This is a genomic window from Deinococcus radiodurans R1 = ATCC 13939 = DSM 20539, assembly GCF_000008565.1.
GTDB lineage: Bacteria > Deinococcota > Deinococci > Deinococcales > Deinococcaceae > Deinococcus > Deinococcus radiodurans.
Window position 1 is genome coordinate 230,198 of the sequence record NC_001264.1, and the last position, 26,430, is coordinate 256,627.

25 protein-coding genes are annotated in these 26,430 nt (G+C 67.6%); 14 read left to right on the forward strand and 11 right to left on the reverse strand.

Features of this window, described 5'->3' with window-relative positions; all coding sequences use genetic code 11:
- From hpaE to DR_RS14735, 9 genes are all read left to right on the forward strand, one after another.
- The gene (gene hpaE / locus DR_RS14695) at positions 1–1,575 is read left to right on the forward strand and encodes a 5-carboxymethyl-2-hydroxymuconate semialdehyde dehydrogenase (RefSeq protein WP_010889479.1); all 1,575 of its coding nucleotides are present in this window, start codon (positions 1–3) and stop codon (positions 1,573–1,575) included.
- Complete coding sequence (locus DR_RS14700) at positions 1,572–2,090, forward strand: SMI1/KNR4 family protein (protein ID WP_010889480.1); 519 nt, start codon at positions 1,572–1,574, stop codon at positions 2,088–2,090. The genes hpaE and DR_RS14700 overlap by 4 nt, the downstream gene beginning before the upstream one ends.
- Positions 2,087–2,953, forward strand: coding sequence for an NAD-dependent epimerase/dehydratase family protein (locus tag DR_RS14705; RefSeq protein WP_010889481.1), 867 nt, complete (start codon positions 2,087–2,089; stop codon positions 2,951–2,953). The genes DR_RS14700 and DR_RS14705 overlap by 4 nt, the downstream gene beginning before the upstream one ends.
- On the forward strand, positions 2,950–4,464 hold the full coding sequence (hpaB, locus tag DR_RS14710) for a 4-hydroxyphenylacetate 3-monooxygenase, oxygenase component (RefSeq protein ID WP_010889482.1): 1,515 nt from the start codon (positions 2,950–2,952) through the stop codon (positions 4,462–4,464). Before DR_RS14705 ends, hpaB begins: the two co-directional genes overlap by 4 nt.
- 166 nt (positions 4,465–4,630) lie before the next feature.
- Positions 4,631–5,605, forward strand: a complete 975-nt coding sequence (gene hpaD / locus DR_RS14715) for a 3,4-dihydroxyphenylacetate 2,3-dioxygenase (RefSeq protein ID WP_027479777.1) — start codon at positions 4,631–4,633, stop codon at positions 5,603–5,605.
- Positions 5,606–5,615: 10 nt separating this feature from the next.
- Positions 5,616–6,686, forward strand: coding sequence for a sulfite oxidase (locus tag DR_RS14720; RefSeq protein ID WP_010889484.1), 1,071 nt, complete (start codon positions 5,616–5,618; stop codon positions 6,684–6,686).
- Positions 6,683–7,471, forward strand: a complete 789-nt coding sequence (locus DR_RS14725) for a fumarylacetoacetate hydrolase family protein (RefSeq protein WP_010889485.1) — start codon at positions 6,683–6,685, stop codon at positions 7,469–7,471. The genes DR_RS14720 and DR_RS14725 overlap by 4 nt, the downstream gene beginning before the upstream one ends.
- An 86-nt stretch (positions 7,472–7,557) precedes the next feature.
- Entirely contained in the window at positions 7,558–7,944 is a 387-nt protein-coding gene (locus DR_RS14730; RefSeq protein WP_010889486.1) for a 5-carboxymethyl-2-hydroxymuconate Delta-isomerase, read from the forward strand.
- Positions 7,941–8,294, forward strand: coding sequence for a VOC family protein (locus DR_RS14735; RefSeq protein WP_010889487.1), 354 nt, complete (start codon positions 7,941–7,943; stop codon positions 8,292–8,294). The genes DR_RS14730 and DR_RS14735 overlap by 4 nt, the downstream gene beginning before the upstream one ends.
- 39 nt (positions 8,295–8,333) lie before the next feature.
- Here the strand turns inward: DR_RS14735 and DR_RS14740 are convergent, their stop codons facing one another.
- From DR_RS14740 to DR_RS14765, 6 genes are all read right to left on the reverse strand, one after another.
- Complete coding sequence (locus DR_RS14740; protein ID WP_010889488.1) at positions 8,334–9,098, reverse strand: DUF1990 domain-containing protein; 765 nt, start codon at positions 9,096–9,098, stop codon at positions 8,334–8,336.
- A complete protein-coding gene (locus DR_RS14745; protein WP_010889489.1) occupies positions 9,095–9,694 on the reverse strand; it encodes a DUF1990 family protein in 600 nt (199 codons plus the stop codon). Before DR_RS14745 ends, DR_RS14740 begins: the two co-directional genes overlap by 4 nt.
- Before the next feature lie 97 nt (positions 9,695–9,791).
- Positions 9,792–12,020: a xanthine dehydrogenase family protein molybdopterin-binding subunit gene (locus DR_RS14750; protein ID WP_010889490.1), complete on the reverse strand. Its 2,229-nt coding sequence runs from the start codon at positions 12,018–12,020 to the stop codon at positions 9,792–9,794.
- The gene (locus tag DR_RS14755; protein ID WP_010889491.1) at positions 12,017–13,051 is read right to left on the reverse strand and encodes an FAD binding domain-containing protein; all 1,035 of its coding nucleotides are present in this window, start codon (positions 13,049–13,051) and stop codon (positions 12,017–12,019) included. Before DR_RS14755 ends, DR_RS14750 begins: the two co-directional genes overlap by 4 nt.
- Positions 13,048–13,611: a 2Fe-2S iron-sulfur cluster-binding protein gene (locus DR_RS14760; RefSeq protein ID WP_010889492.1), complete on the reverse strand. Its 564-nt coding sequence runs from the start codon at positions 13,609–13,611 to the stop codon at positions 13,048–13,050. The genes DR_RS14755 and DR_RS14760 overlap by 4 nt, the downstream gene beginning before the upstream one ends.
- A 157-nt stretch (positions 13,612–13,768) precedes the next feature.
- Positions 13,769–13,942 (reverse strand): hypothetical protein, encoded by a 174-nt coding sequence (locus tag DR_RS14765; RefSeq protein ID WP_010889493.1) that lies wholly within the window; start codon positions 13,940–13,942, stop codon positions 13,769–13,771.
- Between the two features lie 233 nt (positions 13,943–14,175).
- Here DR_RS14765 and DR_RS14770 point away from each other — a divergent pair, with 233 nt between their 5' ends.
- Genes DR_RS14770 through DR_RS14780 form a run of 3 tightly spaced genes read left to right on the forward strand, consistent with a single transcriptional unit; the run spans position 14,176 to position 17,875 of the window.
- Positions 14,176–14,739, forward strand: coding sequence for a 2Fe-2S iron-sulfur cluster-binding protein (locus tag DR_RS14770; RefSeq protein ID WP_034349890.1), 564 nt, complete (start codon positions 14,176–14,178; stop codon positions 14,737–14,739).
- Positions 14,736–15,752 (forward strand): FAD binding domain-containing protein, encoded by a 1,017-nt coding sequence (locus DR_RS14775; protein ID WP_010889495.1) that lies wholly within the window; start codon positions 14,736–14,738, stop codon positions 15,750–15,752. Before DR_RS14770 ends, DR_RS14775 begins: the two co-directional genes overlap by 4 nt.
- Positions 15,749–17,875, forward strand: a complete 2,127-nt coding sequence (locus tag DR_RS14780; protein ID WP_010889496.1) for a xanthine dehydrogenase family protein molybdopterin-binding subunit — start codon at positions 15,749–15,751, stop codon at positions 17,873–17,875. The genes DR_RS14775 and DR_RS14780 overlap by 4 nt, the downstream gene beginning before the upstream one ends.
- 170 nt (positions 17,876–18,045) lie before the next feature.
- On the opposite strand, the gene DR_RS14785 is transcribed toward DR_RS14780, so the two are convergent.
- From DR_RS14785 to DR_RS14805, 5 genes are all read right to left on the reverse strand, one after another.
- Positions 18,046–19,710 (reverse strand): FAD-binding dehydrogenase, encoded by a 1,665-nt coding sequence (locus DR_RS14785; protein WP_010889497.1) that lies wholly within the window; start codon positions 19,708–19,710, stop codon positions 18,046–18,048.
- Between the two features lie 65 nt (positions 19,711–19,775).
- The gene (locus DR_RS14790) at positions 19,776–20,585 is read right to left on the reverse strand and encodes an adenosylcobinamide-GDP ribazoletransferase (protein WP_010889498.1); all 810 of its coding nucleotides are present in this window, start codon (positions 20,583–20,585) and stop codon (positions 19,776–19,778) included.
- 80 nt (positions 20,586–20,665) lie between these two features.
- Positions 20,666–21,763, reverse strand: coding sequence for a nicotinate-nucleotide--dimethylbenzimidazole phosphoribosyltransferase (cobT, locus tag DR_RS14795; RefSeq protein ID WP_010889499.1), 1,098 nt, complete (start codon positions 21,761–21,763; stop codon positions 20,666–20,668).
- Between the two features lie 36 nt (positions 21,764–21,799).
- Positions 21,800–23,299 carry a serine hydrolase gene (locus tag DR_RS14800; RefSeq protein WP_010889500.1) on the reverse strand — a complete coding sequence of 500 codons (1,500 nt, stop codon included), beginning with the start codon at positions 23,297–23,299 and terminating at the stop codon, positions 21,800–21,802.
- 39 nt (positions 23,300–23,338) lie between these two features.
- Positions 23,339–23,746, reverse strand: coding sequence for an Rrf2 family transcriptional regulator (locus tag DR_RS14805; RefSeq protein ID WP_034349893.1), 408 nt, complete (start codon positions 23,744–23,746; stop codon positions 23,339–23,341).
- Positions 23,747–23,900: 154 nt separating this feature from the next.
- Between DR_RS14805 and hmpA the strand changes: the two genes are divergently transcribed.
- Together hmpA and DR_RS14815 are read left to right on the forward strand one after the other, a co-directional pair.
- The gene (gene hmpA / locus DR_RS14810; protein ID WP_010889502.1) at positions 23,901–25,112 is read left to right on the forward strand and encodes an NO-inducible flavohemoprotein; all 1,212 of its coding nucleotides are present in this window, start codon (positions 23,901–23,903) and stop codon (positions 25,110–25,112) included.
- Positions 25,113–25,230: 118 nt separating this feature from the next.
- On the forward strand, positions 25,231–26,382 hold the full coding sequence (locus DR_RS14815) for a radical SAM protein (RefSeq protein ID WP_063653089.1): 1,152 nt from the start codon (positions 25,231–25,233) through the stop codon (positions 26,380–26,382).
- Positions 26,383–26,430 lie beyond the last annotated feature (48 nt).

Sequence of the window (26,430 nt, forward strand, 5' to 3'; positions counted from 1 at the left end):
ATGACCCAGCCCAATCCAACCCAGCCCAGTCCGACGCAGCAAAACCACGACCTCGCCCGGCAGCTCCGCGAAAGCCGCCTGAGCAGGGGCCTTCAGCACTTCATCGGCGGCGAGTGGGTGGACGCCCACAGCGGCAAGACCTTCGACGCGCACTCGCCGGTGGACAACGACTTTCTGGTGAAGGTGGCCGAGGGAGACGCCAGCGACATTGACCGGGCCGCAAAAGCCGCCCACGACGCCTTCCAGACGTGGCGCGAGGTGAGCGGGGCCGAGCGGCGCAAGATTCTGCATAAGGTGGCCGACCTGATCGAGAAGCGCGCACAGGAAATCGCTGTGCTGGAAAGCGTGGACACCGGGCAGGCCATCCGCTTTATGAAGTCGGCGGCGGCGCGCGGGGCCGAGAACTTCCGGTTTTACGCCGACCGCGCGCCGGGCGCCCAGGACGGCCAGAGCCTGCCCGCGCCCGGCTTTATCAACTACTCCATTCGCCAGCCCATCGGCCCGGTCGGGGTGATTACGCCCTGGAACACGCCGTTCATGCTGAGCACCTGGAAAATTGCGCCCGCGCTGGCTGCCGGCTGCACGGTGGTGCACAAGCCCGCCGAGTGGTCGCCCGTAAGCGCCACGTTGCTGACCGAAATCATGGACGAGGCTGGGCTGCCGGGAGGGGTGCACAACCTCGTGCACGGCTTCGGCGAGAGCGCGGGCAAGTCGCTGACCGAGCACCCGCTGGTCAAGGCGGTGGCCTTCGTAGGCGAGACGACCACCGGGAGCCACATCATGCGGCAGGGGGCCGACACGCTCAAGCGCGTGCACTTCGAGCTGGGCGGCAAAAACCCGGTGGTGGTCTTCGACGACGCCGACCTCGATAAGGCGCTCGACGCCGTGGTGTTCATGATCTACAGCCTCAACGGCGAGCGCTGCACGTCCTCCAGCCGGGTGCTGATTCAGGAGGGCATCTACGACGAATTCACCCGCCGCATTGCCGAGCGCGCCGCGAACATCCGGGTGGGCGACCCGCTCGACCCCGACACCGAAGTCGGGCCGCTCGTTCACCCGCGCCACTTCGAGAAGGTGATGTCGTACTTCGAGTGCGCGCGGCAGGAAGGCGCGACCATTGCCGCCGGGGGCGAGCGCGTGGGCGAGGCCGGAAATTTCGTGCGCCCGACACTGTTTACCGCCGCCCGCAACGACATGAAGATTGCCCAGGAGGAAATCTTCGGGCCGGTGTTGACCGCCATCCCTTTTAAGGACGAGGCCGACGCGCTTGAGCTAGCGAACGACGTGAACTACGGCCTGGCCGGGTATCTGTGGACGAACGACCTCACCCGCGCCCACCGCTTCGCGCACGGCCTGGAGGCAGGCATGATCTGGGTCAACAGTGAAAACGTGCGGCACCTGCCCACGCCCTTCGGCGGCGTGAAAAACAGCGGTATCGGACGCGACGGCGGCGACTACAGTTTCGAGTTCTACATGGAGACGAAGAACATCGCCATCTCGCTGGGGACGCACAAAACGGCGAAGTTGGGTGTGGGGCAGGCTCCGGCAGTGGGCAAGAAAGAGGCTGGAGAATGAGCGAAATTTCCGCCATCTGGGAGCGCATTGAGGCGTGGCACGCGGCCAACGACCAGACGGAAAACCTGAACCCAGGCGCAACCGCCGAGGCCCTTGCCCAGGCCGAGAAAGATATGGGCCTGACCTTTCCGCCCGAAATGCGCGAATCGTTACTGCGCCACGACGGCAGCGTAGACGACAGCTGGCCCACCGGGGAACTACTCTCGCTGGAGCGCATGGCCGACGAACGCAAGGTCTGGATGGACTTGCTTCAGGACGGCACGTTTGACGGAAATGCCAGTCATAACGAAAGCTCGGAAGCGTTGCAACCTGGCTGGTGGAACCCGGCCTGGATTCCGCTGGATGCCGATGGCGGCGGGAACGGTGCAGTGATTGACCTGGCTCCGGGGCCGCAGGGAACTGTGGGACAGGTGATTGATATGGATCACGAAGTCGGCCCCAGTGGGCCAAAGTACGTTTCGTTGGCGGCCTATCTGGAAGCGATGCTTGAGCGACTTTCGGAGGCGGAAGAATGACCCCTCACCGCCTCCTCATCACCGGCGCGGCGGGCGAAGTCGGCTCGGCGCTGCGGGAGCTTCTACGTGGGCCTCTCGGTCAACACTTTCCCATCATTCGCCTGACCGACAACCGCGACCTAGGCGCGGCCCGGCCCGGAGAGGAAGTCATGCTCGCCGACCTCACCGACTTTAACGCCGTGCTGAAGGTCATGCAGGGCGTGGACGCCGTCATTCACCTCGCCGGGATTCCCGATGAGGACAGCTACGCCAACATCCGCGCGGTGAATATCGACGGCACTTACCACGTGCTGGAAGCGGCGCGGCAGGCGGGCGTAAGGCGCGTGGCGTTCGCGTCCAGCATTCACACCGTCGGCTTTTACCCGCGCACCGAGATCATCTCCCCCACCGTGCCGGTGCGCCCGGACACCTATTACGGCGTGAGCAAAGTGTTCGGCGAGGCGCTGGGCCGCATGTACTGGGAGCGCTACGGGCTGGAGTTCGTGGGCGTGCGCATCTGCTCGTTTCAGCCGCGTCCGAAAGACCGCCGCCACCTCTCCACCTGGCTCTCGCCGCGTGACGCCACGCAACTGTTCGCCCGCGCCGTGACCGCGCCGGACGTGGGCTTTCTGGTCGTGGCGGGCATCAGCGGCAACACCCGCCGCTGGATGTCGCCGGAGGGCTGGGACGTGCTCGGCTACGTGCCGCAGGACGACGCCGAACGCTTTGCCGCCGAGGTGGAGCACATTCACGGCAACGAGGGGGACATCACCGAGCAGCGGCAGGGCGGGATTTTCGTGGACGCCCATTATCACGGACGAGCACAGACGCCGCCCGCGCCCGTCTCGCCACCCCCCGTCTCACCATCCAAGGAGGAACCATGACCACCGAATTCAAGGGCCAGACCATTCCCCCCATGCACACGGGCGGCCAGGGCGCCGTCACCGGGCAGCGATTTCTCGACCGCCTGCGTCAGAACCCGCCGACGCTGTATATCGACGGGCAGCGGGTGGCCGACCCCACCACCCACCCCAGCACCAGAAACATGTGCCAGTCGCTCGCGGGCCTCTACGACCTGCAATTTCAGGAAGACCTGAAAGAAACGCTGACCTACGAGGACGGCGGCAAGCGCTACGCCCGCTCGTTCATGGTGCCGCGCACCAAAGACGACCTGCGCCTGATTGCCGAGTCGCACCGCATTCGCGCCAATTACGGCCTGGGCTTTCTGGGCCGTGCGCCCGACTACATGAACGCCAACGTGATGGCGGCGGGCGCCGGGGCCGAGTATTTCAACGGGTGCAGCGCGGCGGTGCCCGGCGACCCCAAGCGCGATTTTGCCGCCAACATGCGCCGCTATTACGAGTATGTGCAGGGCAACGACCTGTGCCTGACCCACGCGCTGACCAACCCGCAGGTCAACCGCAGCAAGATGGCCTCCGAACTGCCCGACCCGTACATCGCGCTGGGCATCGTGGAGGAAACGGACGAAGGCGTGATCGTGCGCGGCGCCCGCATGATGGCGACGCTGCCGATTGCCGACGAAATCCTGATTTTCCCCAGTACGGTGCTCAAGGAAAACGCCGACAAGAGCCGCTACGCGATGGGTTTCGGGATTCCTACCAATACGCCCGGCCTCAGCTTTCAGTGCCGCGAGCCGATTGACGTGGGCCGCGACCCCGAAGACCATCCCCTCAGCAGCCGCTTCGACGAACAGGACGCCTTCGTCATCTTCGACGACGTGCTGGTGCCCTGGGAGCGCATTTTCTTGCTCTACGACGTGGAACTGGCGAACAAGGCCTACGCCGGCACCGACGCCGTACTGCACATGGCCTATCAGGTGGTCAACCTCAAAATCGCCAAGACCGAGGCGTTCCTGGGCACCGCGCAGAGCATCGTGAACGCCATCGGCAGCGGCGGGTTTCAGCATGTGCAGGCCAAAATCGCCGAAATCATCATCATGCTCGAAATCATGAAGGCGCTGGAAGTCGCCGCCCGCGAGCAGGCCGAGCCGAACGACTACGGTGTGATGACCCCCGCCCGTGCCCCGCTGGACGCCGCCCGCAACTACTACCCCGCCAACCACGCCCGGCTGCCCGAGCTGCTGCAACTACTGGGGGCGTCCGGAATCATCATGATGCCGAGCAAGGCCGACCGCGAAGGCCCGCTGGGGCCGCAAATCGCCAAGTACCTGCAAACCGGCAACGCCAACGCCGACGAACGCCTGCGCCTCTTTCGCCTCGCCTGGGACATGTCCATGAGCAGTTTCGCGGGCCGCCAGGAACTCTACGAGCGCTACTTCTTCGGCGACCCGGTGCGGATGCACTCGGCGCTGTACGAGGTCTACGACAGCAGCGAAGCGGTGGCGCGGATTGGGGAGTTTTTGCAGCGGAAGTGAGGGTGAAGACACCCCTCACCCCTTGCTGCGCAAGGCCCTCTCCCCCAGGTAGAGGGTCAAAAGACGAAAAAGCCCTCTCCTAAGGGGAGAGGGAGGGAGCCGCGTCAGCGGCGGAAGGGTGAGGGGTCTCCCAAACGCCAGCACCCACCAGCCCACCGGAGACAATATGAAACCCGACATCATCCGCATCGCTCAGGCGGTGTTTACCGTCAGCGACCTAAACGCCAGCCGCGAGTTTTACGTCGACCTGCTCGGTATGAACGTGCTGCACGAGGAAAGCGGCGCCCTGTACCTGCGCGGCGTGGAAGACCGCGAGTGGACGCTCAAGCTCGAACAGTGCCGGGAAGGCGAGCTTCCCCGCGTACGGCACCTCGGCTACCGGGTGCGCGACGAGGCGAGCCTGGACACGCTGCTGGCCCTCGCCGACGCGCAGGGGCTGCCTCACCGCTGGGAAGAGGAACTCGACCGGCCCCGGATGCTGCGGATGCAAGACCCCTTCGGCATTCCGCTGGCCTTTTACCTCGAGGTCAAGACCTATCCGTGGCTGTTGCAGAACTACCACCAGCACCGCGGGCCGGGGCTTCAGCGCGTGGATCACTGCAACGTGCGCGTGCCGGACGTGAAGGCGACGCTCGACTGGTACGGCGCTGAACTCGGTTTCCGGGTCAGCGAGTACACCGTGGACGAGCAGGAACAGTACTGGGCCGCCTGGATTCAGCGCCGGGGCGGCGTGCATGATTTCGCGCTCACCAACGGCGCCGGGCCGTGCCTGCACCACTGGGCCTACTGGATGCCCGACGCCATGAGCATCATCAAAACCTGCGACATTCTGGCCGGGGCGCGGATGCCCGAGCGCATCGAGCGCGGGCCGGGGCGCCACGGCGTGTCCAACGCTTTTTTCCTGTACATCCGCGACCCAGACGGCCACCGCATCGAGCTGTACACCTCCGACTACATCACGGTAGACCCCGATTTCGAGCCGATTCGCTGGCTGCGCGACGACCCAAGGCGGCAGACGCTGTGGGGCGCCAAGACGCCGCGTTCGTGGTTCGAGGACGCCAGTCCGCTGGAGGCGTTTGGCGGCGGCGTTCAGCCTGCGCACGAAGGTGCCCTGACCGGAATTCCAGTCCACGTGATCTGATGCGGATGCCATGCTGATTACCCGACAACATCACCCCGACAATCTGGAAACGCCCGCCCACGCGCTGCTTGAGACTCTCACGCCCGCGCATTACGTCCGCAGCCATTTCGCGGTGCCTGCCCTGGACGCCGCCGAATTCCGGCTGAAGGTGGCAGGGCAGGTCGCCTCTCCCCTGTCGCTCTCGCTCGCCGAACTGCGCGCCCTGCCCGCCACGACCCACGTCCTCACGCTGGAATGCGCAGGCAACGGGCGGGTGTATCTGACCCCCAAGGCCAGCGGCGTGCAGTGGGAAGTCGGCGCGGTGGGCACGGCGCAGTGGACGGGCGTGCCGCTGCGAACGCTGCTGGAGCGGGCCGGGGTGGCGGACAACGCCCGCGAGGTCGTGCTGGTCGGCGCCGACGAGGGCCAGATGGACGACCCCGTCAAGTCGCCCGGCCACATCTACTACTCGCGCAGCTTGCCGCTGAGCAAGGCGCTGGACAACGTGCTGCTCGCCTACGAGATGAACGGCGAGGCGCTGACTCCCGCGCACGGCGCACCGCTGCGGGCCATCGTGCCCGGCTGGTACGGCATGGCGGCGGTGAAATGGCTGACCGAGATTCGCGTTATCGACCACGCCTACCAGGGGTACTTTCAGACGGTGGATTACGCCCGCTGGGAGAGGCAGGACGGCTTGCCGCCAGTGCGGGTGCCGCTCTCGGAAATGCGCGTCAAATCGCAGATTCTTACGCCTGCGCCGCACGCCTGTGTTCAGGCCGGCGAAGAACTCGAACTCTGCGGCGCGGCCTGGACGGGCGGCGAACGCACCGTGCAGCGGGTCGAAGTCAGCACCGACGGCGGTCAGAGCTGGCAGGACGCGGAGTGGCAGCAAGACGCCGCGCCCGGCGTGTGGCGACACTGGCACCTGAGCTGGACGCCGCAGCAGCCCGGCGAGGTCAAGCTACTCAGCCGGGCCACCGACTCGGCGGGGCAAGTGCAGCCCGCCGCGCACGACCCGCACCGGGGCAGCTACGAGGTTCACCACATCGTCGCCGTGCCCGTCACCGTCAAAGCGAAGCAGGAACACAAGGAGAAGTCATGAAAACCGCCAACTTTATCGCCGGGGGCCGCACCCTGAAAGGCGAACTGCGCCAGGACGGCCTGCTCTACGACGCCGCCGGTGACAGCCATCACCCCGACGACGTGCAATTCCTGCTGCCGCTGACGCCCGGCAAGGTCATCGCGCTGGCGCTGAATTACGCCGACCACGTGGCCGAACTCGGATTCAAGGCCCCCGAGGAGCCGGTGATGTTCCTCAAGCCCAACACCAGCCTGCTGCCGCACCAGGGCACCGTGATCTACCCGCGCGGTGCTAAGTTCATGCACTACGAGGTCGAACTCGGCATCGTCATCGGACGCGATGCCCGGCGCGTGAAGGCGAAGGACGCGGACGATTACGTGGGCGGCTACACCATCGCCAACGACCTGGTGGTGCGCGATTACGTCTCCAACTACTACCGCCCGCCCATGCGCGCCAAGGGCTGGGACACCTTCGGGCCGCTGGGGCCGTATCTGGTGAGCGCCGACGAGGTGCCCGACCCCTACAACCTGGGCCTGCGCGCCTACGTCAACGGCGAACTGCGGCAGGAAGGCAGCACGCGCGACATGATTCTCAAGGCCCCCGAACTGATCGAGTTCATGAGCCGCTTCATGACCCTGGAAGCGGGCGACGTGATTCTGACCGGCACGCCCAAGGGCGTCTCGCACGTGCATCCCGGCGACGTGATGCGTCTGGAAATCGACGGTCTGGGCGCACTGGAAAACCCAGTGGCGCTGGAAGACGAGAGCGCTGAGCCTTTGATTGCGGACGAAGGAGAAAGGAAGTAGTCGAACGGTCTAACCGTCAAACCGTCGAAGCGCAAAAGGCGGTTTGACCGTTTGACTTTGGACGGTTCGACGTTCCGCAGGAACTTATGCCCCATCTCACCCTCGAATACACCGACAACCTGCCCGAGCCGCGCATTCCTGAGTTGCTGCAAAAGCTCAACGGCGTGTTGCTCGCCCGGCCCGACATCTTCCCCGTCGGCGGCATCCGGGCGCGGGCGTATCGCCTCAGCGAATATGCGCTGGCGGACAGCAGCGAACCGTCCGACGCGTTCGTGCACCTGCGACTGCAAATTGGCGCGGGCCGCAGCGAAGAGGTTAAAAAGGAGACGGGAGATGCCCTCTTTGCCGTTCTAACCGACCATTTTGCCGCCGAGTTCGCCCAGCGCGGGCTGATGCTCTCGGCGGAAATCAGCGAGTTCAGCGAGGCCGGGACGTGGAAGAAAAACAATATTCACGCGCGGTACCGGAAATGACGGGGCCTATCGCTGCCGTCCTGATTCATGTGGGCGACCCCGAGCGCGGCCTCGACTGGTACGAGCAGGCATTCGTGGGCGCGGTTCGTCGCGTTCTGCCGGACACCGATTTCGAGTATCTGGACTACGCCGGCGTCATGCTGGAAGTGGTGCCCGCCGATGCCAAAGTCGGGTCGGGCGCGGCGGGCAGTGTGATCTACTGGCAGGTGCCCGATTTCGCAGCGGCGCTGGCCCATTTTCGTGCGCTGGGCGCCGAACTGTACCGTGGTCCGCTGGACATCGAGGGCGGCGAGCGTATGGGTCAGGTGCGCGACCCCTGGGGCAACCTCATCGGCTTGCGGGGCCCTTGACGGCGGAGCGCTGTAGCTTTCCCCCGGCGTACCCGAAGCTCACTGCTCGCCGTGCTCCTGCCGCTGCTCCACGTGCTCGTCCACCCGCGCCGCCATGCCTTCGGGCAGTTGTTCGGTGCCCACCGGCTGCACCGGGGTTTCCGAGGGCGGCGGGCTGGTCTTGCCCTTGCGGAGCATGTCCTGCACCTGCTGCCGGGTGCGGTGCATGGAACCGTGAGCAAAGCGGCGTTGCAGCGAGCGCCCGAAGAGGCGAAAGCCGATGCGGTAAAAGGGATTGCTGATGTGCCCGGTCTTGGACACCGCGTGAATCCGCATCAGCACGCGCCCGGTGTTCAGTTGCTTGTGGATGGTGAATTCGATCTGGCCCTGCTCGAAGTGGCCTTCGAGGGTGTGGTAGTTGTAGCCCCAGACCGCTTCCAGGGTGCCGTCGGGGGCGGTGCGCTGCTCGTTGATGACTTTGCCCACCCGCACGCCGAACCAGAAGGTAAAGAACAGAAAGCGGCCCCGCAGCACCATCACCCGGTCTTCGAGCGGCGTGTCGGGTACGAAGATGCCGGTGATAAGTTCGGGCGGCGGGAAGCTGTAATTCCGCAACACCTGCTGAGCGGCTTCGAAGGAACCACCCGGAACCGGCGCACCGGGCGCCTCGGCGGGCAGCTCCTCCTCATAGTCGTCGATGTGCCAGCCGGTTTTGCTGGTGTACTCGTTCATCCGGGTGAGGTCGAAGCTCGCCTGGGCCTTGGAATAGGCTTCCAGCCGGGCCTTTTGCACCTCGTAGAGTGGGGGCTGCTCGTGGCGGCTCACTCGGCCTCCGCTTTCACCTCGCGCGGCATCTCTTCTTTTTCCAGGGTGCGCACCTGAATGTCACCGAGCTGCTGGCCGCCGCTTTTTTCGACCACGCGCTGGCAAAACGACACCCAGGTCTTTTCCTGCATCTTCTTGCCGACCCCCAGCGTGTCGTAGGTAAAGGCCACCAACCCGTCACGCGAGGCGGCGAGCGAGCGAATCTCGAAGTGCCAGGCGTCGGCGAAGTGTTCGTGCGGCGTCAGGGAAAAGCAGATGGTCCCGGCCTCGGGGTGGCCCTTGAGGGTCTCGAAGGTGAAGGAATGGTCGTCCACGTCGGTCACCCGCACGTCGCCGTTCCAGGGACCGAGAATGCGGATGCAGAACTGGTCGCCGACGCGCAGTTCGCGCTCCTCGCCCACCGTCTTTTCGAAGTTGGCGAGCAGGCCGGGCGAGTAGTGCTCGATCTTGAGCTTGATGTCGCGCATCAGCTCCGGCGCGGGCAGGGTCGGGTTCTGAAACTCCACCCAGTAGCGGCGCTCCAGCAGATTGTTGGCCCCGCTGCTCGCGGTCTGCTTGTCCTTGTGTTGCTCGGGCTTGACGCTTTCTCCGGTCATGCCGACAGTGTGCGCCGCAGGTCGCCCGGCTGTGTTGACCAGGAACCTGCGGCACGGTTAATGAAGGCGCCCGGTAAAAGGTGCTGGTAAAGGAACCTCAGCCCCGTTCCTGGCGGCTCCAACCGCTCAGGATTTTCTCCATCGTCAGCGGGTAATCGCGCACGCGCACGCCGGTCGCGTTGTAGACCGCGTTCGCCACCGCCGCGCCCACGCCGCAGATGCCGAGTTCACCGATGCCCTTGGCCTTGACCGGCGAGGACTTGTCGTCGAGTTCGTCGAGAAAAATCACGTCGAGGTCAGGAATGTCGGCGTGAACCGGCACGTGGTACTCGGCGAGGTCATGGTTGACGAACAGCCCGCGCCCGGTGTCCACCTTCAGCTCCTCCATCAGCGCGGCGCCGATGCCCATCGTCATGCCGCCGAGGCACTGGCTGCGGGCGGTGACGGGGTTGAGGATGCGTCCGGCGGCGGCCACGCTCAGCAGCCGGCGCACCCGCGTTTCGCCGGTCACCACGTCCACTGCCACCTCGGCGAAGTGCGCCCCGAAGCTCGCCTGCACGTAGCGCTCGGTGAGGTCGCCGAAACTCGCTTCCCCGGTGGCACTCAGGCCTCCCTTGCCCGCCAGGCCCCTGAGCGCCGCCCGTTTGCCGCCCTGGCCGTCGCGCACGTACCCTTCTTCAAAGACCGCCGTGTTCGGGTCGAAGCCGAGTTCCTTGGCAATCGCGGTCCGCAGGTCGCGGCAGGCGTAATAGACGCTGCTGGAGGAACTGTTGGCGCCAAAAGACCCGCCCGACCCGGCGGCGCGGGGAAAGTCGGTGTCGCCCAGCCGGACCGTGACCTGTTCGAGCGTCAGCCCCAGCATCTCGGCAGCCACCTGCCCCAGAATGGTGTAGCTGCCGGTGCCGATGTCGGTCATCTGCGTTTCCACCGTCAGGGTGCCGTCCTGCTCGAGCCGTACGCGGGCGCCGGATTTCTGCACCAGGTTGCCGCGGAAGGCCGAGGCGACGCCCAGGCCGACCAGCCAGTCGCCCTCGCGGCGCTCGCCGGGCCTGCGGCGCTCCTTCCAGCCGAACCGCTCGGCGCCCACCGTCAGGGCCTCGACCAGGCGGCGCGAGGAGTAGGGGCGGCCCGGGCCTTTCTCCGGGTCGTATTGCACGTCGTTGAGGATGCGCAGCTCCACCGGGTCCATGTCCAGCGCCTCGGCGAGTTCGTCCACCGCGCATTCCAGGGCGAGCATGCCCACCCCCTCGCCGGGCGCGCGCATGGAGGCGCCGGGGGGCAGCCCGAGTTCGGCCAGCCGGGTGCGAATCAGGCGGTGTTCGCCCGCGTAGAGCAGCTTGGTCTGGTCGGCGGCGGTCTCGGCGTCCCCGCCGGGCAGGTTGCCGGAAAAGGAGTCGTGCCCCACGGCGATGAGGCGGCCCGACTTCTCGGCCCCGAGCCGCAGGCGCTGCACGGTGGCGGGGCGGTGGCTGGTGTGATTGAAAATCTGGTGCCGGGTCAGCATCACCTTGACCGGGCGCCCGAGTTGCCGCGCCGCCGCCGCCGCGAGCACCGCGTCGGCGTAGAACAGCAGCTTGGAGCCGAAGCCCCCGCCCACGTAGGCGCTGACGATGCGGATGTCCTTTTGCGGCACCTGCAGGGTCTTGGCCAGGCCCCGGTGGACCCAGTGCAGAATCTGGTGCGAGGTGTAGAGCGTGAGCCGGTCGCCTTCCCAGTGGGCGAGGCTGGAATGCGGCTCCATCGGCGCCTGCGACTGGTCGGGGGTGGTGTAGGTCACGTCCACCCGAACCGGCGCCGAGCCGAAGGCCCGGTCAAAGTCGCCCACCACGCTGTCTTCGGAGTCGCTGGTCGGTTCTGCCTGCCCGAGCTGCGCGGCGAGGTCGTAGGCTCCGTCCAGGCGGCGGTAACGCACCCGGATGAGGCGGGCGGCGGCGCGGGCCTGCTCGAAGGTGTCGGCCACCACCAGGGCAATCGCCTGGTCGTGGTGGTGGATGGCGGTTCCGGCGAGCTGCGGCGTGGCGTCGTCCTGCTGGGGAGCGACGCCGGGGTTCTCGCCCTGGGCGGGCATATTTTTGTGGGTCAGGACGAGCTGCACGCCCGGCGCAGCCTCGGCCTCGGCGGTGTCGATGTCGAGCAGGCTGCCGTGCGCGATGTCGGAGCCGAGGACGAACCCGTAGGCGGCGTCCCGCAGCGCGGCGTCCCGGTACTCGTAGGCGTAGGTGGCCTGCCCGGTGACCTTGAGCGGCCCTTCCTTGCGGGGGTGGGGCCGGGTCAGCACCCGTTCCTGGTCGAGCGGGGTGGGTCCGGCGGGTTCGGTGAATTTCATTTCTCGCCTCCAGACGGGGCAGTGGTTAATTCTGGCACCTGGGGCGTCGGGTGCGACGCGGCGAGGTGGTGCGCGGGCAGCTCCTCGTTCATCGCCTCGGCGAGCAGGCGGCGGGCGAGGACGAGTTTGAAGGCGTTTTGCTCGGTGGGCCGGGCGCCCTCAAAGAGCTTGTCGAACACAGCGTCGGCCCCCTGCGCGAGCAGTTCCTCGGCGGCTTCCATCCGCCAGGGACGCGGCGCCAGGCCCCCGAAGGCGAAATGCATCCAGCGGCTACCTCCGCGCCCGCCCTTCACGGTGGCGAGCGACACGGCGGCAAAGGCGTAGGACGAACGGTCGCGCACCTTGCGGTAGCTCTGCTCGGGGCCGGCGGGCGGGGGCAGAATCACGGCGGTGACGAGTTCACCGGGTTCCAGCGCGTTCTCGATGTGCGGGGTGTTGCCGGGGAGCCGGTAAAAGTCGTCGAGCGCGAGGCGGCGCGTTTCGCCATTGACCTGGCGGGTTTCCACCTCGGCGCCGAGCACCCGCAGCGCCACCGCCATGTCGGAGGGGTGCTGAGCGATGCAGGAGTCGCTGACGCCGACGACGGCGAGGTCACGGTTCACGCCACCGGGGGCCAGAGCGCCGCAGCCGGTGCCGGGTTCGCGCTTGTTGCACGGCAGGGCGCGGTCGTAGAAGTAGTGGCAGCGGGTGCGCTGAAGCAGATTCCCCGCCGTGCTCGCCCGGTTGCGAATCTGGGTGGACGCCCCAGCGAGAATGGCGCGGCTGAGCACCTCGTACTCCCGCCGCACACGGGGGTCGGCGGCGAGCGCGGTGTTGCGAACGAGAGCGCCGATACGCAAGCCACCATCCGCCGTCGCTTCGATGGTGTCGAGGCCAGCGTGGTTGAGGTCGAGGAGCTGAGCCGGAGCCTCGATTTCCAGCTTCATCAGGTCGAGCAGGTTGGTGCCGCCCGCGATGTATTTGCCGTCCGGCGCGAGTTGCGTGAGGGCCGCTTTGGCCGAGTCGGCCCGCTCGTAGGTAAACGCTTTCATTGTCCCCCCTGGCTCTGCTCGTGCACGTCGCGCACCGCCGCCACGATGTTGGGATAAGCGGCGCAGCGGCAAAGGTTACCGCTCATGCGTTCGCGCACCTCGCTGTCGGAAAACTTCACCTGACCGAGGTCGGCAGTGACGTGGCTGGGAATCCCGCGCTCGATTTCACCGAGGACGGAGACCGCCGCCATGATTTGCCCACAGGTGCAGTAGCCGCACTGGTAGCCGTCGTGCTCGATAAAAGCCTGCTGCATGGGGTGGAGATGCTCGGGCGTGCCGAGGCCCTCGATGGTCGTCACCTCATCGCCGTCGTGCATGACAGCCAGCGACAGGCAACTGTTGAGACGCTCGCCGTTGACGATGACGGTGCAAGAACCGCACTGGCCGTGGTCACAGCCTTTCTTGGTCCCGGTGAGGTCGAGGTGTTCGCGCAGCGCGTCGAGCAGCGAGGTGCGCGGGTCGAGGGTCAGGGTGCGGCGCTCGCCGTTGACGGTCAGGGTGACAGGCAACAAAGGCTCGGGCGCGGCACCCACAGGGGAACGTTGGGAAGAAGGAGTCATAGCAAGACCTCATGGAGCGAAAGTTAGGCGGCGAAAGAAAAATGGCGAGCACGAACAGTGGAGAAGCGGGAAGTTCTCTCCCGGCTTCTCCACAACTCGCTCAGATGTTGATAGGCCCGGCAGTGCGGGGCACCAACAAGCCTCAGTGGGGGCGAGCTCAGCTGTTGCCGTCTTTGCCGCCACCGCTTTCGCTGCCGTTGCGGCGCCCGTCGCCGTTCTTCTCGTCGGTGCTGGGTTGACCGTCGCCCGGGTCGCGCTGACCGCCGGACTTCGGCTCGTTGTCGCGCTCATGCGAACGCTCGGGGTCGTTCTTCTTTTCAGCTTGGGTCATGGACTCACCCTACGCAGGCGGCAGCGGCGCAGACGTGAGAAAACGCCCAAGCGACTTGAGCGTGCCCCGCACTGCAAAGGTCGGCCCCACCGGAAAGATAGACAACATCCTTCATTTTCCCTTAAATGACGTCCCTGACGCGGACACGACTCATGTTTCGGGATGGGAAGGCGCGTTTATGCTTGCGCCAATCCGATGTCGGTGTCGGTTCAATCTCTTTGAGGAAGGTCCACATGAATATCCCGGTGCAACTCACAGTCAACGGAGAGAGCCACCAGCTCGACCTCGACCCGCGCGCCTCGGTGCTTGACACCCTGCGTGACCGCCTGAACGTCATGTCGGTCAAGAAGGGCTGCGACCACGGCCAGTGCGGCGCCTGCACGGTGCTGATCGACGGCAAGCGCGTGCTGTCCTGCCTCTCGCTGAGTGCGTCCTACGACGGCTCGGAAGTCGTGACCGCCGAGGGGCTGGGCACGCCCGAGCACCTCCATCCCATGCAGCAGGCCTTCTTAGAGCACGACGGCTTTCAGTGCGGCTACTGCACGCCGGGGCAGATCTGCTCAGCGGTGGGGATGCTGGACGAACTGGCGCAGGGGATGCCCAGCCACGTCACGCCGGACGTGCGGCAGGAGCCGCAGTTCAACGACGCCGAAATCCGCGAGCGCATGAGTGGCAACCTCTGCCGCTGCGGGGCTTACGTGAACATCGTCTCGGCCATTCGCGAGGTCGGGCAGACGGCGCAGACCCAGGCGGTCACGCCGCTCCCGGTCGGCGAGCCGGTGGGGGTGAAGCGGTGAAGCCCTTCGACTTTCAGCGGGCTGATACGGTGCCGGACGCGCTCGGCAAACTGGCTCCGGGCGGCGCGTATCTGGCTGGCGGCACCAATCTGGTGGACCACCTGCGCGCCGGGATTCGTGAAGTCGACCAAATCGTGGACGTGTCGCGCCTCGACCTGACCGAAATCACCGAGACTTCTGGCGGCAGCGTGCGCGTGGGCGCAATGGTCAAGAACAGTGACATGGCGGCGCACCCATTCATCCGAGAGCGCTACCCCATGCTCTCCGAGGCGCTGCTGGCGGCGGCGTCGGGGCAGATTCGCAACATGGCGACCACCGGGGGCAACCTGCTCCAGCGCACCCGCTGCGTGTACTTCTACGACCCCACCACGCCGTGCAACAAGCGCGAACCCGGCACCGGCTGCTCGGCCATCGCGGGCTTCGGCAAGTACAACGCGCTGTTCGGCGCCTCTGAGCACTGCGTGACCACCCACCCGTCGGACATGTGCGTGGCGCTGGCGGCGCTGGACGCCGTGGTGGTCGTGGAAGGGCAGGGCGGAGAGCGCCGCATTCCCTTCGCCGAGTTTCACCGGCTGCCCGGCGACACCCCGGAAATCGACACCAACCTGCGTGGCGGCGAACTGATTACCGCCGTAGAGCTTCCCCCGGTGCCGGTGGCCGCACACTCCACCTACCGCAAGGTGCGCGAGCGGGCGTCGTATGCCTTCGCGCTGGTGTCGGTGGCGGGGGCGCTGCACCTTGAAGGCGGCAATGTGAAAGAAGTCCGGCTGGCCTTCGGCGGCGTGGCCCACAAGCCCTGGCGCGCGCAGAAGGCCGAAGCCTACCTGACCGGGCGCCCAGCGACCCCCGAGAATTTCCGCGCCGCCATAGAAGCCGAACTCGCCGACGCCCAGACCGGGCCGGAGAACGCCTTCAAGGTGCCGATGCTGCGCAACACCGTGATTTCGGTGCTGGAAGAACTCGTCGAGAACCGGACGGCCCAGCGCCGCGCCGAGCAGGGAGGAGCCGCATGACCGCCGACACCAAAAAAGGCAGCGTGGGCCAAGACCGAGTGCGTCTGGAAGGCCGCCTGAAAGTCACCGGCACCGCGCCTTACGCCTTCGAGCAAAAAGTGGAGAACCCGGCTTACCTGTTTCCGCTGACCTCCACGATTGTCAAGGGGAAAATCCGCTCCATCGACGACTCGGCGGCCCGCGTCCTGCCCGGCGTCCTGGAAGTGCTGACCTACCAGAACGCCATGAACCTGCTCGCCAAGACCGACACCGAGCTGTATCTCCTCCAGAACCGCGACGTGCACTACTACGGCGAATACATCGGCGCGGTCATTGCCGAGACGCAGGAAATCGCCCGGCACGCCGCCAGTCTGGTGAAGGTGGAGTACGACGCCGAAGAGGAAGACACCCGTTTCCGCGCCGAGCACCCCGACCGCTACAGCCCCATCAAGATCAACACTGGCGTGCCCGCCGACAGCAAGCAGGGCGACGTGGACAAGGGGCTGGCCGAGGCCGCGCTGGTCGTGGACGAGGTGTACACCACGCCCTACGAGCACCACAACCCGATGGAAATGCACTCGGTGATTGCCGAGTGGGACAAGGAAAAACTCGACGGGGTGCTGGGCGTGCTCGGCGAGCGGCCCCACCTGCGGATTCACGACGCCTCGCAGGGGGTGTCGTACGAGCGGCTGATGCTGCTGCCGCTGCTGGGCCTGTTGCCGCAGCAGGTGGAAATCAATTCGCCCTACGTGGGCGGCGCGTTCGGGTCCAAGGGCATTCCCCACGCGCAGGTGATGCTGACCATTCTGGCGGCCAAGCTGCTGCCGGGGCGCCCGGTCAAGTACATGCTGACCCGCCAGCAGATGTTCCGCTCGGTGGGCCACCGCCTGACCACCCATCAGCACTTCCGGCTCGGCGCTGCGGAGGACGGCACGCTGACCACCATCACCCACGACGTGCAGCAGAGCACCAGCCGCCTCAAGCAGTTCGCCGAGCAGACCGTCAACGCCACCCGGCACCTCTACGCCGCGCCCAACCGCGAGACGAGCACCCGCATGGTGCCGCTCGACATCGGCCCGGCCACCTTCATGCGGGCGCCCGGCGAGTTTCCCGGCATGTTCGCGCAGGAAACCGCGATGGACGAGCTGGCGGTGAAACTGGGCCTGGACCCCATCGAGCTGCGGCTGCGCAACCAGCCCGAGACCGACCCGGAAAGCGGCAAGCCCCATTCCAGCCATTACCTGAAAGAGTGCCTACAGGAAGGGGCGCGGCTGTTCGGCTGGGAGAAGCGCCACGCGCAGCCCCGCGCCCGGCAGGAAGGCGAATGGCTTTACGGCATGGGCGTGGCGAGTGCCACCTACCCCAAGCAGATGACCCCGCCCACCAAGGCCAGCGTGGCGTTTAAAGGCGGCAAATACCACGTAAGCATCGCCGCCGCCGACCTGGGGACTGGCGCCTGGACGGTGCTGACCCAGATTGCCGCCGACGCGCTGCAAGTCCCCGAGGAAGAGGTCGTGCTGCAAATCGGCCACACCGACCTGCCGCTGGCGTACCTGGCGGGCGGCTCGACCGGCACCTACAACTGGGGCAGCGCGGTGATGGTGGCCGCCGTCAATTTCCGCAGCCGGTACGGACAGACCCCGGCAGAAGGCGACGAGGCCGAGGGCAGCGCCCACTTTCCCGACGAGGCCAAGAAGTACGCGCTCGACGCTTACGGCGCCCACTTTGCGGAGGTGAAGGTCAGCCGCGTGACCGGCGAAGTGCGCGTGACCCGCATGCTCGGCGTGTACGACGGGGGCCGCATCATCAACCCGCGCACCGCCAACTCGCAGTTCATCGGCGGGATGACGATGGGCATCAGCGCCGCGCTGCACGAGGAAAGTTACCTCGACTCGCGCCCTGGCTACGGGCACGTGGTCAACAGCGACTTCGCCGGCTACCACATCGCCGCCAACGCCGACGCGCCGCAGGTGGAGGCCCGCTGGATCGAGCACCCCGACCCGATGTTCGGCCCGACCGGCGCCAAGGGCATCGGTGAAATCGGCATCGTGGGGGTGCCCGCCGCCATCGGCAACGCGATCTACAACGCGACCGGCAAGCGGCTGCGCGGGCTCCCCTTCACGCCCGACAAGCTGGTGGAATAACCGCCCGCGTTTTCCTGGCCCCTTTTCCCCACCGGGAGAGGAGGTTTTAAAGTTGACGGAATGAGATTTCGTCAGAGTTGGTCTGGATTCCCCCTCACCCCTTGCTGCGCAAGGCCCTCTCCCACCAGTGGAGAGGGTCAAAGACAGGCAATATTTTTCCTTGAAATTTTCTAGAGTGCCCCAGCAATCGCCCGACCCGCTGCCCGCCCGCTGAAGAGGCAGCCGCCGAGGAACGTGCCTTCCAGCGCCCGGTAGCCGTGATAGCCGCCACCGCCGAAGCCCGCCACCTCGCCCGCCGCGTAAAGGTCGGGAAGGGGCTGACCGCCCGCGCCGATAACCCGGCCTTGCAGGTCGGTTTCGAGGCCGCCGAGCGACTTGCGGGTCAGGACACTCAGGCGCACCGCGATGAGGGGACCCTGCGCCGGGTCGAGCAGCGGCGCGGGTTTGGCGACGCGGGTCAGCCGCTCGCTCAGGATGGCGCGCGCCCCGCGCACGATGGCGAGCTGGGCGTCTTTGCCCGCCACGTTGTGCACTTGCAGGTCGCGGTCGAGCACCTCGCGCTCCACGGTGGCGTAGTCGAGCAGCTCACCGCCGGTCAGTTCGTTCATGCCGCGCACGAGGTCGCGCAGGTTATCGCGCACCACGAAGTCTTCGCCCCGGTCCATAAACGCCTGCACCGGTCCGGGGACGTGTTTGCTCGCCCGCCGCAGCGTCAGGCGCAGGTCTTTGCCGGTCAGGTCAGGGTTCTGTTCGCTGCCCGACAGTCCAAACTCGCGTTTGATGACGGCGCGGTTGAGCAGGAACCAGGTGTGCGGGTAGCCGTGGGTGGTGATGTGCCGCAGCGTGTCGTAGCTGCTCGCGCCGGGGATGTGGGGAAAGGGCAGGCGCCGCCCACTGGGGTCGAGCCACAAGCTGCTGGGGCCGGGCAGGATGCGAATGCCGTGCTGGGGCCACACCGGGTCCCAGTTGCGCACGCCCTCGGTGTAGTGCCACATGCGGTCGGGGTTGATGAGGCTGCCGCCCTGCGCCACCACCTGCTGCTGCAAGAGGCCGTCCACATGGCGTGGCACGCCCGAAAGCATGACCTCCGGCGCGGGGCCGAGGCGCTCGGTGGGCCAGTAGCGCCGCACCAGCTCATGGTTGCCACCGATGCCACCTGACGTGATCAGCACCGCCTGCGCGGTCAACTCGAAGTCACCCGTGACCACGCGGGAACTGGTTTCGCCCCGGCCCACGTCGGACGGTTCGAGCACATCGCCGTGAACGCCCGTGACCCGGCCCGCCGTTAGGGTCAGGCCGCGCACCCGGTGGCGAAAGCGAAATTCGATGCGCCCCGCCCGCTGATGCTCGCGCACCCGCCGCACGAAGGGTTCGAGGACACCGGGGCCAGTGCCCCAGGTGATGTGAAAACGCGGCACGCTGTTGCCCGGCAGCCCTGCGCCCGCGCCGCCGCGCTCGGCCCAGCCGACGGCAGGAAACCAGCGCATCCCCTGGCGGTGCAGCCACTCGCGCTTCTCGCCCGCCGCGAACTCCAGATACGCCTCAGCCCACTTGCGCGGCCAGTGGTCTTCGGGGCGGTCAAACCCCGCCGCCGTTTCCCAGTCGCGCCGGGCGAGGTCGAGCGAGTCGCGGATGCCCAGGCGCCGCTGCTCGGGGCTGTCCACGAAAAACAGGCCCCCGAACGACCAGTGCGCCTGCCCGCCGAGGTTCTGCTCGCCTTCCTGATCGAGAATCAGCACCCGCCGCCCCGCGTCGGCCAGTTCGGCGGCGGCCACCAGCCCGGCCAGCCCCGCCCCCACGACAATAACTTCCCCTTCCGCTTTGCGCGTCTCCATGTGGCTCCTCCTGTGATGTCGGTCTCAGAGCCTAGCGGAGCGCGGCGGGAGGGTCGGCGCAGAGGTTAGAGCGGAGTGAAACCCCACCCGTAAAAGCCCAGCACCAGCAGCTCGGCCACCACGATGAGCAGGCCGTAGACATCGCCGCTCAGGCCACCGCCGAGGCGCCGCGCGGCCCAGGCCGCCACCAGCGTCACGCCGAGCAGGGCGACGAGCGCCGCCAGCCAGGCGTGCGGCAGCAGCAGCGCGGGCAGCGCGAACAGGAAGGCCAGCCCCCAGCGCCCCTGCCGCGACTGCGCGCCGAGCGATTCCTGCCGGGCGGCGGGGTAGGCGTTCATGGGCATCAGCACGACCATGCGCGCAACCACGGCAGCGACCAGCGGCGCGTACCACGGCAACCCCGCTCCCAGCAGGCTCCAGAGCAGCAGCAGCGCCAGCACCCCCGTCGCCAGGCCGAAGGCACCCACATGCACGTCCTTGAGGATGTCGAGCCGCTGCTCAGGGCTTTTCATGGCGAAGAGGGCGTCCGCGCTGTCCACCAGCCCGTCGAAGTGGAGCATTCCCGTGAGCCCCAGCCACAGCCCCACGCCGAGGGCCGCCACCACGCCGGGCGGCAGCGGCACATTCAGGTAGAGCAGCCCCGCCACCAGCCCGCCCACCGCATACCCGGCGAGGGGGTAATAAGCACTCGCCCGCGCAAAATCGCCCGGCTGCACGTCGCGGACATGCGGCAGCGGCAATGTGGTCAGAAAGGCGAGCGCGAGGTGCAGCGCCTTGAATTCCTGTTTGCGCTTCCAGCCGTGAGGATGACTCGGAGCGGCAGGCGCGGGCGCAGGCGTGATCGTCACCACCGGAGCGGGACTCGGCTGCACCACCTGCGAGTTGACCGGCGGCCCCCGGCGCTCAGGGGGAAAGTGGGGCGACTGGGGGGGCGGACCACGGCGGGGAGGCTGACTCACGCTGCGCCTCCGCCCGGCACCGCCGCTTCCTCGAAAGTCCGCATCTCGCGTAGGGTGGCCGCCGCGCCGCGCAGCAGCGGGAGGGCGAGCACGCCGCCGGTGCCCTCGCCGAGCCGCAGCCCGAGGTTGAACATCGGTTTCAGGCCAAGGTCAGCGAGCTGCGCCGCGTGCCCGCGCTCGGCGCATTCGCCCGCTGGAAAGAGGAAATCGCGCAGGGCCGGGGCCAGCGCCACGCCGACCAGGGCCGCCGAGCCTTCCACGAAGCCGTCGAGAATTACCGCCCGGCGCCGCGCCGCCGCCGCCAGCATCATGCCGAGCATGGCAGCTATCTCGAAGCCGCCGAACTCGGCGAGTACGTCCAGTGGGTCAGTCACGGCGGTGCGGGCCAGCGCCTCACGCACGACGTCCACCTTGTGCGCCAGCCGCTCGTCGTCCACGCCGGTGCCGCGCCCGGTCACGTCCGCCGGGTCCACGCCGAGCAGCCGGGCGGTCAGCGCCGCCGCCGGGGTGGTATTGCCGATGCCCATTTCGCCGGGAATGATGAAGTCGGCGCCCGCGTCCATGGCCCGGTCAGCGAGCGCGGCCCCGGCCAGCATCAGCGCGACGGTTTCCTCGCGGGTCATGGCAGCTTCGCGGCGCAGGTTGCGGGTGCCCCGGCGCCGGGCGGCGCGCGTAAGGGCCGGGTGCTCGGGCAAGTCGGCGTTCACCCCAGCGTCCATCACGTACACCTCGGCCCCCAGCGTGCGGGCGAGGGCACTCACCGCCGCGCCCCCCGGCCCAGCGGGCGTGTCGGCCAGAAAGTTCGCCACCATCGCGGGCGTGACCTCGGGCGGGTAAGCGCTGACCCCCTCGGCGGCGACCCCGTGGTCCCCAGCGGCCACCAGCACCGCCGCGCCGCGCGGCTCAGGCCGCTCCGTGCCGAAGACCCCGGCGAGCCGTACCGACAACTCTTCGAGGTCGCCGAGTGCCCCCGCCGGCTTGGTGAGCTGCGCCTGCCGCTCCCGGGCGCGGGCCATCGCTTCAGCATCGGCGGGCTGAAGGCGGCCCAGCAAATCGGTCAAAGCGGAAGAGTCGCGTCCTGTGTCCATCGCCATAACGTCTGTTTTATCAGCCGCTCGGAGTTCAGCGCCTCAGCGCAGCAGCGACAGCACGCCGCCGTACAACCCCATGAACGACGCTTCGTCGAGGGCCTGCGCGTCGTTCCAGGTCGCACTTACGCAATACGTTTTGCCCGCGCGGGTGGTGACCTGGGTGGTGAGGTTGAGCACACCGGGTTCGCTGCCGCCCTTGTAGCTCACGCGGGTAAAATCGTTTTTGTCGGCCACGCCGGGGTTGATGCTGGTGGCGGGGTCGGCGGCCACGTCGCGCATCAGCGCACACAGCCGGGGGGTGCTGACGAACCACTCCACATCGGCGGCCACCGGCCCGGCCCCAAAGGTTTCGGCGGTCGGGAGCGGCGCGCTGCGGGCCTGGGCCAGCACGGCGCGGCGGGCGTCGCGGTTGAGCCCAGCGGCGCGGTAGGCGGTGAGCAACTCGCGGTTCGCCGGGTTCTTGAGCGCAAACAGCTCGCGGGTGTCGGGCATGGCGCTCTGGCCCAGGCGGGCTTCGACCCCAGCGCGGCCCACGCGGGCGAGCAGCAGGTCGGTGGCGGTGTTGTCGCTCTGGCTGATCATGCGGTTGGCGAGGTCGCGCACCGTGTAGCGGCCCCCCGCGTCGGCCAGGGCCAGGGCGCCGCTCGGCAGGCTGCGGGCCGCTTCGGTGAGGGTCAGTTCCTCGTCCCAGCGCAGTTGCCCGGCCTGCACCTGCGCCTGGACTTCACCCAGCACCGCCAGCTTGAAAGTCGAACCGACGGCGAGGGGCCGCGACGTATTCAGAGAGCTGAGCACCGGCCCGCCCACCTCCTGCACCAGCAGGCTGACCCGCCCTGGCAGCGCGGCGAAGGCGGCCCGCGCCTCCTCCAGCGAGGTGAAACGCGGCACCACTGGCCCCACCCGCAGACCATCGATTTTGCCCGCCTTGTCGAGAGTCAGCAGGATAACCGGCACCGCGCCGCGCTCGTAGACGAGTTGCCAGGCCTGCGCGGTGGGCCGCACCTCGCGGAAAGCGCCGAGCTGGCCGCGGAAGGCGGCGAAGGTGTCGCTGAGCTGCTCGGCGGGCACGGCGGCCAGAAAATCGGCGCTCAGGAGGGACGCGTCGAGCGGGTCACTCGTCAGCAGCCGGGTCAGGACCTCGCGCCCGAGCTGTTGCTGCTCGGCGGTGAGGGTGGGCGCGGGCGGCTCAGCCGCGTTCAGCGGGGTCAGGCCCAGCGTCACGAAGCGGCCTTGGGCGTCGAGGGTCAGCCCCAACGCGAGGGTGCCGCCGGTAAACACCGCCACCTGCACCCCGCCGCGCCGTTCGAGCCGCTGAAAGGTGCCGTAGCTTTCGCGGAGGCTGCCGAACTGCGCCTGCAAGGCCACGAAGGGCACTTGCTGAAGCAGCTCAGGAGCAAACCAGCCCTCCTGAATCTCGCTCGCCGTCAGCAGCCGGGTCACGGCTTGCTCGGGCGTGAGGGCCGCCGGCTGAGCTGCCGATTGGGCCGCCCCCACGGAGAGAGAAGCGAATAGCGCCAGCAGCAGCAAAGAGCGGTTCATGGCTTACTCTAGCGGGCCGGGCCAGCGAAAAACAGAATGTCAGGGAGTACGGTTCGCCGGAATGTCGGTCATCTCGGCGAGGCTGCGGCTCCCCAGGGTCGCCTCAATCTGGGCATACGTCTCGTCGAGCTGACGGTGCAGCGGACACAGCGCCCGCTCGTGCTCGGGCTTGCCGAGGGGACAGTGGCGGATGCGCGGCAGCGGATCGACCGCGTTCACCACTTCCAGCACCGTGATGTCGCCAGCGGCGCGGCCCAGGCGGTAGCCCCCGTTTTTGCCGCGCTGCGCGGTGACCACCCCGGCCCGGACGAGTTGGCCCATCACCTTGAACAGGTAGGGCGGCGGCACCTCCGAGAGCCGGGCGAGTTCGGCGGCGCTCAGGGCGCGGCCCTGCTCGGCCAGCATCACGGTGGCCCGCAGCGCGTATTCGGCGGTCTGTGAAAACATCCTCTTCTCCTCCCCTCTGCCCACTGAATCTGGCCTGCCCACTGAATCTGGAGCTTGACATCCACTTTAGAGAGTCCTACCCTGAGGCGTCAAACAAAGTGGATAAAAAGGTCCACTTTAAAGCCCCCTCTTCCCCGTCCTGAGGAGCCCCCCCATGCTGACCCCCGAACAGAAAGCCATCGTCAAGGCCACCGTTCCCGCGCTGGAAGCGCACGGCGAGACGATCACCCGCACCTTCTACGCCTCGATGTTCGCCGCGCACCCCGAACTGCTCAACATCTTCAACCCCGCCAACCAGCAGACCGGCAAGCAGGCCCGCAGCCTGGCGGCGTCGGTGCTGGCCTACGCGGCACATATCGACCATCCGGAGGCGCTGGGCGGCATGGTGGGGCGGATTGCCCACAAGCACGTCAGCCTGGAAGTCCTGCCCGAGCATTACCCCATCGTGGGCCAGTACCTGCTCGGCGCGATTGCCGGGGTGCTGGGCGACGCCGCCAAGCCGGAGATTCTGGACGCCTGGGCCGCCGCCTACGGGGAGCTGGCCGACCTGATGATCGGGATCGAGAAGGGCATGTACGACGCCGGAGCCGGGCAGCCCGGCGGCTGGCGCGACTTCCGGCCCTTCCGGGTCGCCCGCAAGGTGGCCGAGAGCCGCGTGATCACCTCCTTCGTGCTCGAGCCCGTGGGCGGCGGGGCGTTGCCCGCCTATCAGCCGGGGCAGTACCTTAGCCTGAAGGTGAAGGTGCCGGGGCAGGAGCGGTGGCAAATCCGGCAGTACAGCCTCTCGGACGCGCCGAGCCCGGACCACTACCGCATCTCGGTCAAGCGCGAGGGCGGCGGGCTGGTGTCGGAGTACCTGCACGGCGCGGTGCAGGAGGGCGACGAACTGCTCGTTCACGTTCCGGCGGGCGACTTCGTGCTGCAACAGAGTGAGCGCCCGGTGGTCCTGATCAGCGCAGGCGTGGGCATCACCCCGATGCTGGCGATGGTGCAGACGCTGGCCCAGGCGGGGTCGCAGCGGCCCGTCACCTTCATCCACGCGGCGCAGAACGGCTCCGTTCACGCCTTCCGCGACGACGTGGCGCGGCTGACGCACGAGTACCCGCACTTTCGCAAGGTGGTCTTCTACGACGAGGCCGGCCCCGACGACCAGCTCGGCACCCACCACGACGTGGCCGGGCGCCTGAGCCTGGACGCCGTGCGGGGCGCGCTCCCGGCGGGTGAGGCCGAGTTCTACTACTGCGGTCCGGCGGGCTTCGCCGGGGCGGTGGAAGCCATACTCGACGACTTGCAGGTGCCCGCCGAGCGACGCTTTACCGAAACCTTCGGGCCGAGCCAGAGCTTCGCGCCGGTGATTCTGGGCTGATCCGGCAATTCTGGGCTGATCCCAACCCCGCAGGGGGGCCTGGGCAGAGGGGACCTGGGTAGAAGGGAAAGGCCGAACGGTTGGCCGCCTTTCCCCTGCGCTACCCTCCCCTTCGCCCATGCCGACGCCAACGCCCACCCCGACGCCCACCTGGACCCTGCACACCCGCCCCGACTCGTTCACGCTGAGTCGGGGCGGCGAAGTGCTGAGTTTCGACGCGGAGGGGCGCTGGCTGACCTGGTTCAACCCGGCCTTCGCGCCCGGCACGCTCTACAAACGGGCGCTCGACTCGCGGGTGCTGGGACGGCGGCAGGTGGGCGGAACGCGGCGGCGCTGGCCGACGGACGAGGCCGAGCAGTGGCAGGTCCTGACGGCCCTCTGGGACACGACAGCGGCGGCGCAGGCGGAACTGGCTTCTCCCCTGCTGGGCCGCGCACTCGACTGGACCCCGGCGCGGCTACGGGCCGAGCGGGCGCGCTTCGCGGCGGCCTACGCGCCGGTCAGCATCCTGCCGCCGGACCAGTATTTCGCGGTGGTGGTGCAGGCGACGCGCGGCTGCTCGTGGAACCGCTGCACCTTCTGCACCTTTTACCGGGACCGACCTTTCAGCGTGCAGGCGCCGGACGCCTTCGCCGCGCACCTGCAAGCGGTGGCCGAACTGCTGGGCGAGGGCGCCCGGCTGCGGCGCTCCATTTTCCTCGCCGACGGCAACGCGCTGATGCTGTCCAATCGCAAACTGCTGCCGCTCATCGCGCAGGCCCGCGCCGCTTTTCCGGGACGCGAGGTCCACGGCTTTCTCGACGTGTTCACCGGCAGCCGCAAAACGGTGGCCGACTGGCGCGAGCTGCGCGGAGCGGGCGTGCGGCGGGTGTACCTGGGCCTGGAAACCGGGCACGACCCCCTGCTCGCCTGGCTCGACAAACCCGGCAGCGCGGCGCAGGCCACCGAACTGATTCACGACCTGAAAGCGGCGGGGCTGAACGTCGCCCCCATCTTCATGACCGGGGTAGGCGGTCAGACCTACGCGGCGGCGCACCTCGCCGACACGCTGCGGCTGCTGGAGCGCTTACCGCTGAGCACGGGCGACCTCGTGTACCTGTCGCCCTTCGTCGAACACGGCGACTATGCGGCGCGGGCGCGAGAGCACGGGGTGCTGCCCCTCACCATCACCGAGCGCGAGGCCCAGGCGGCGGCCCTGCGCGAGTTCCTGAAAACGCACAAGCCAGGCGTACAAGTCGCACGTTACGACATCGAAGAATTTCTGTATTGAAGAGGGGCGGCCTCCCCTTTGGAGTCAGCCGCCCCCATTACTGCATTG

Bases quoted from the DNA above. Each gene is read 5' to 3' on its own strand.
- DR_RS14745 (WP_010889489.1), bottom strand. From the start codon at position 9,694: ATGACCGGAGAAAGCGTCAAGCCCGAGCAACACAAGGACAAGCAGACC.
- DR_RS14805 (WP_034349893.1), bottom strand. From the start codon at position 23,746: ATGTTTTCACAGACCGCCGAATACGCGCTGCGGGCCACCGTGATGCTG.
- DR_RS14700 (WP_010889480.1), top strand. From the start codon at position 1,572: ATGAGCGAAATTTCCGCCATCTGGGAGCGCATTGAGGCGTGGCACGCG.
- DR_RS14705 (WP_010889481.1), top strand. From the start codon at position 2,087: ATGACCCCTCACCGCCTCCTCATCACCGGCGCGGCGGGCGAAGTCGGC.
- hpaB (WP_010889482.1), top strand. From the start codon at position 2,950: ATGACCACCGAATTCAAGGGCCAGACCATTCCCCCCATGCACACGGGC.
- DR_RS14765 (WP_010889493.1), bottom strand. From the start codon at position 13,942: ATGACCCAAGCTGAAAAGAAGAACGACCCCGAGCGTTCGCATGAGCGC.
- DR_RS14800 (WP_010889500.1), bottom strand. From the start codon at position 23,299: ATGAACCGCTCTTTGCTGCTGCTGGCGCTATTCGCTTCTCTCTCCGTG.
- DR_RS14760 (WP_010889492.1), bottom strand. From the start codon at position 13,611: ATGACTCCTTCTTCCCAACGTTCCCCTGTGGGTGCCGCGCCCGAGCCT.
- DR_RS14730 (WP_010889486.1), top strand. From the start codon at position 7,558: ATGCCCCATCTCACCCTCGAATACACCGACAACCTGCCCGAGCCGCGC.
- DR_RS14770 (WP_034349890.1), top strand. From the start codon at position 14,176: ATGAATATCCCGGTGCAACTCACAGTCAACGGAGAGAGCCACCAGCTC.
- DR_RS14735 (WP_010889487.1), top strand. From the start codon at position 7,941: ATGACGGGGCCTATCGCTGCCGTCCTGATTCATGTGGGCGACCCCGAG.
- DR_RS14725 (WP_010889485.1), top strand. From the start codon at position 6,683: ATGAAAACCGCCAACTTTATCGCCGGGGGCCGCACCCTGAAAGGCGAA.
- hpaD (WP_027479777.1), top strand. From the start codon at position 4,631: ATGAAACCCGACATCATCCGCATCGCTCAGGCGGTGTTTACCGTCAGC.
- DR_RS14750 (WP_010889490.1), bottom strand. From the start codon at position 12,020: ATGAAATTCACCGAACCCGCCGGACCCACCCCGCTCGACCAGGAACGG.
- hmpA (WP_010889502.1), top strand. From the start codon at position 23,901: ATGCTGACCCCCGAACAGAAAGCCATCGTCAAGGCCACCGTTCCCGCG.
- DR_RS14780 (WP_010889496.1), top strand. From the start codon at position 15,749: ATGACCGCCGACACCAAAAAAGGCAGCGTGGGCCAAGACCGAGTGCGT.
- DR_RS14755 (WP_010889491.1), bottom strand. From the start codon at position 13,051: ATGAAAGCGTTTACCTACGAGCGGGCCGACTCGGCCAAAGCGGCCCTC.
- DR_RS14815 (WP_063653089.1), top strand. From the start codon at position 25,231: ATGCCGACGCCAACGCCCACCCCGACGCCCACCTGGACCCTGCACACC.
- hpaE (WP_010889479.1), top strand. From the start codon at position 1: ATGACCCAGCCCAATCCAACCCAGCCCAGTCCGACGCAGCAAAACCAC.
- DR_RS14720 (WP_010889484.1), top strand. From the start codon at position 5,616: ATGCTGATTACCCGACAACATCACCCCGACAATCTGGAAACGCCCGCC.
- cobT (WP_010889499.1), bottom strand. From the start codon at position 21,763: ATGGCGATGGACACAGGACGCGACTCTTCCGCTTTGACCGATTTGCTG.
- DR_RS14785 (WP_010889497.1), bottom strand. From the start codon at position 19,710: ATGGAGACGCGCAAAGCGGAAGGGGAAGTTATTGTCGTGGGGGCGGGG.